The organism is Embleya sp. NPDC025285 (assembly GCF_055558835.1).
Map to the genome: position 1 here is coordinate 1 of NZ_JBVHLU010000236.1, position 4,177 is coordinate 4,177.

Consider the following 4,177-nt stretch of genomic DNA (forward strand, 5'->3'; position numbering starts at 1 on the left):
TTCGCCCCCACTCCCCCCCCCCCCCCCCCCCCCCCCCCCCCCCCCCCCCCCCCCCCCCCCCCCCCGCCCCCACCCCCCCCCCCCCCCCCCCCCCCCCCCCCCCCCCCCCCCCCCCCCCAAGGCGCGGCGGCCGGTGTCGAGCGTCCCCGACACCGGCCACCGGCGGGGTTGTGACCGGTTGCTGTCCCCTGCGTCCCGGTCACGGCACCGACGCGAGGTCCCACGGCGCACTGGTTGAGCGCGCCTCATCGCGTCGGCGGTCCTGCGTTGCCCGGCCCGCGCATCAAGCGGGCCGGCCATCAGTCACAACGACGGCCGGCGCGGTGAGGTTACGCCTGCGGCCGGACCCGACCCCGACACAGCTCCAAAAGCGTCAGCGCCACGGTCGTGCCCGGCTTGCCCAAGCCCTCGCGGTAGCGGGCGATCACCTCCATCTCGCGGGACAACTGCACCCGATTCCCGCCGGACGCGACACGGACCCGCTGGATCTCCGCCGAGGCGTCCACCCGCTCGGTGATCAGCGCGATGATCCGCCGGTCGAGATCGTCGATCCGGGCCCGCCCCGCGCCGATCACGTCGTCGGGGGACTGCGGGTTCGTGGTGGTGGTGTCTGCCATCGATGGCCTGCTCTCCGGAGGGGGTCCGTGCTCCGGGGCGGCGGCGGTGAACGCGAAGACGCCCCGGGTACCGGACCCGGGGCGTCTTCGTCTGCCTGTGGCTGTACTCGTTCAGGCGGTGACGGCGGCGCCGGGGATCCCGGTGCCATAGGTAAAGCTGCGCGTCACGCCGAACGAGGACATGGCCGTCAGTATGCCGGGCCCGCCGGCGCGGACACCAGCCGGGGTCACCCGGGCGGCGCCGGTAGAATCGGCGTCCACCCCTTTTTTCGCTTCGCCGGAAGGCCCCTCGTGACCTTTGCCAGCCCGGACGGGGGCGGCACCGAGACCGTCCTCGTCGTCGACTTCGGTGCCCAGTACGCCCAGCTCATCGCCCGCCGGGTGCGCGAGGCCCGCGTGTACAGCGAGATCGTGCCGCACAGCATGCCCGTCGCGGAGATGCTCGCGAAGCGGCCGGCCGCGATCATCCTGTCCGGCGGCCCCTCCTCGGTGTACGCGGACGACGCGCCCAGCATCGACCCGGCGCTGTTCGAGGCCGGCGTGCCGGTGCTCGGCATCTGCTACGGCTTCCAGGCCATGGCGCAGTCGCTGGGCGGCGTGGTCGAGAAGACCGGTCTCGCCGAGTTCGGCGCGACGCCGCTGACCGTGACCGGGACGACCGGCACGTTGTTCGACGGGCTGCCCACCGCGTTGTCGGTGTGGATGTCGCACGGCGACTCGGTCTCCGGCGCGCCCGAGGGCTTCACGGTCACCGCGACCAGCGCGGGTGCGCCGGTCGCCGCGATCGAGAACGACGGGGCGCGGCTGTACGGCGTGCAGTACCACCCCGAGGTGATGCACAGCGAGCACGGCCAGGCCATCCTGGAGCGCTTCCTGAAGGTGGGCGCGAAGCTCTCGGCGAACTGGACGATGGTCAACATCGTCGAGGAGCAGGTCGAGCTGATCCGCGAGACGGTCGGCGACAAGCACGTGATCTGTGGCCTGTCCGGCGGCGTGGACTCCGCGGTCGCCGCGGCGCTCGTGCAGCGTGCGGTGGGCGACAAGCTCACCTGTGTGTTCGTGGACCACGGGCTGCTGCGCAAGGGCGAGCCCGAGCAGGTCGAGCGCGACTACGTTGCGGCCACCGGCGTCTCGCTCAAGGTGGTGAACGCGCAGGAGCGCTTCCTGACCGCGCTCGCCGGGGTCACCGACCCCGAGGAGAAGCGGAAGATCATCGGGCGCGAGTTCATCCGTGTGTTCGAGCAGGCCGCGGCCGAGGTGGTCGCCGAGGCCGGCGCGCACGGCGAGGAGGTCGAGTTCCTGGTCCAGGGCACGCTGTATCCGGACGTGGTCGAGTCCGGCGGCGGCACCGGTACCGCGAACATCAAGTCGCACCACAACGTGGGCGGGCTGCCCGAGGACCTCCAGTTCAAGCTGATCGAGCCGCTGCGCAAGCTGTTCAAGGACGAGGTGCGCGCGGTCGGCGAGCAGTTGGGCCTGCCGTCCGAGATCGTCTGGCGCCAGCCGTTCCCGGGCCCCGGTCTGGGCATCCGGATCATCGGCGAGGTCACCGCGGACCGGCTGGAGATCCTGCGCGAGGCGGACGCGATCGCTCGTGAGGAGTTGTCCCGGGCGGGCCTGGATCGGGAGATCTGGCAGTGCCCGGTCGTGCTGCTCGCGGACGTGCGCTCGGTCGGCGTGCAGGGCGACGGCCGTACCTACGGCCACCCGATCGTGTTGCGCCCGGTGTCCTCCGAGGACGCCATGACGGCCGACTGGTCGCGGCTGCCCTACGACCTGCTGGCCCGGATCTCCAACCGGATCACCAACGAGGTCCGGGAGATCAACCGGGTCACGCTGGACGTCACCAGCAAGCCCCCGGGCACCATCGAGTGGGAGTAGTCCCCGCCCGCTCGCACGTGCTTTCGCCGGCCTCCGCCCGATTTCGGACGGGGGCCGGCGGTCCGTCCGGGGCTTGCCCGGGTCTTCTCGGCGAGCCGGCGGGACGCCTTGTGGGACACGGAAGTTGACGTTGCGTCGGATGTTCGATCGACAATCCGTGCGATCACCCGACCGGGCCCGTGCGACCTCCCTCGGATGCGGCACAATGTGCCGCTGAACGAGCACGTTCGTATGTGGTGGTGGGGAGGGCGTGGCGAAGTGGCGCACGGTGTCGGTGTGCACGGACCGGACTGTCATTGCGTGGTCCGGGAGGAATACCGCAGGACCGTCGCCGATTTCGAGACGTTGCGGCGGGCACTGGCCCGCAAGGAGGGTGTGCCCTCGGCGGTCGCCCACTCCGACGGCGGCGCGCGCCAGTGGATCTCCGACGAACTGCGCGGCAAGGCGCAGGAGTTGGCCGCAGTACGCCGGGCCCAGGGACGCGCCTGGCTGCAAGTTCTCGGCGGGCGCGCGCTGATCGTGTTGTGGCTCCTGGTCGCCGTACTGGTCCTGGTCCAGGCACTCACCGCGATCGGCGCCGGCTGGACCGGCTCGCGCACCGCCGGGATCGTGGCCGCCGTGGTGGTCGCCGGAGTGCTCAGCGTGGTCGGGTGGGCCGCCCGGGCGGGCGGCGGCGTGTTCGCGCCCGTACGGGGCCTGGACGGCCGTCTGTCCACCTCCAAGGCGGTCGCCGCGCTGTGGATGGTGGCGCTGATGTACTGCTTCGCCTTCCTGGGCATGCGGCTCGCCTCCGCGTCCGGGACCGGCGATCGCGATCGGCTCCTGGACCGGCTCGGCGACATCGCGCTGGACCAGATCACCCTGGTGGCGGCGCCGCTGCTCGCCGCGGTGGCGGTCCGCCGCATCGTCGGCGACAAGGTCGGCCGACGCGTGCTCCAGAAGTTGCGCGCCGACCAGGCCTCGCTGCGCGACCTGGTGACCGACGACGCGGGCCGGGCCTCCTTCGTGGACGCGCAGTACGTCCTGGTCAACCTGGTCGCGGTGGGCTTCGTCGTGGTCGGCCTGGCCCGCGACCCGGACCGGCTCCCGGACATCCCCGCCACGCTGGTCGCGCTCGCCCTGGTCTCGGTGGTCACCTACCTCGCGGGCAAGCTGGCCGAGAACGACCGCCCGGTGATCCTGTCCGTGGTCCGCGTGCGCACCCGCGGCGACCTGGACTCGGCGGTGCGCCAGGGCGACGACATCGAGGTGCGCGGGATCAACCTCGCGGCGGGCGGCTCGCACGAGGCGGACCTGCTCGCACGCGTGGTGGTCAAGTTCGGCGCGGTGCACGTGCACGCCCCGCTGATCCCGGCCGACACCGGTTTCGCCAACCCCTCCGACGCGTGCGTGGTGGTCCCGGTCCCGGTCGACGTGGACCCGGGCCGAGTGGAGTTGTGCGTGGTGTCCGCCTCCGGTGTGGAGTCGGCGCCCTACGAGATCCAGATCTCCGGCTAGGCCCTGTCCGGCGGCCCGATCCACCAAGATCCGCCGGACAGGCCTGGTCGTCTCCCTCTCCCCGGCGGTTCCTCGCACGAACGCGGGGGGGGGGGGGGGGGGGGGGGGGGGGGGGGGGGGGGGGGGGGGGGGGGGGGGGGGGGGGGGGGGGGGGGGGGGGGGGGGGGGGAGGGGGGGGGGGG

The 4,177-nt window shown here is 73.0% G+C and carries 3 protein-coding genes; 2 read left to right on the forward strand and 1 reads right to left on the reverse strand.

What is annotated here, in order from left to right; all coding sequences use genetic code 11:
• Window positions 1-329 precede the first annotated feature (329 nt).
• Window positions 330-617, reverse strand: coding sequence for a chorismate mutase (locus tag ACZ4FV_RS51705; protein ID WP_395871606.1), 288 nt, complete (start codon window positions 615-617; stop codon window positions 330-332).
• Between the two features lie 291 nt (window positions 618-908).
• On the opposite strand from ACZ4FV_RS51705, the gene guaA reads away from it, so the two are divergent.
• Complete coding sequence (gene guaA / locus ACZ4FV_RS51710; RefSeq protein ID WP_395871604.1) at window positions 909-2,498, forward strand: glutamine-hydrolyzing GMP synthase; 1,590 nt, start codon at window positions 909-911, stop codon at window positions 2,496-2,498.
• Between the two features lie 300 nt (window positions 2,499-2,798).
• Window positions 2,799-3,995, forward strand: coding sequence for a hypothetical protein (locus ACZ4FV_RS51715; protein WP_402238209.1), 1,197 nt, complete (start codon window positions 2,799-2,801; stop codon window positions 3,993-3,995).
• The last annotated feature ends 182 nt before the right edge of the window (window positions 3,996-4,177 follow it).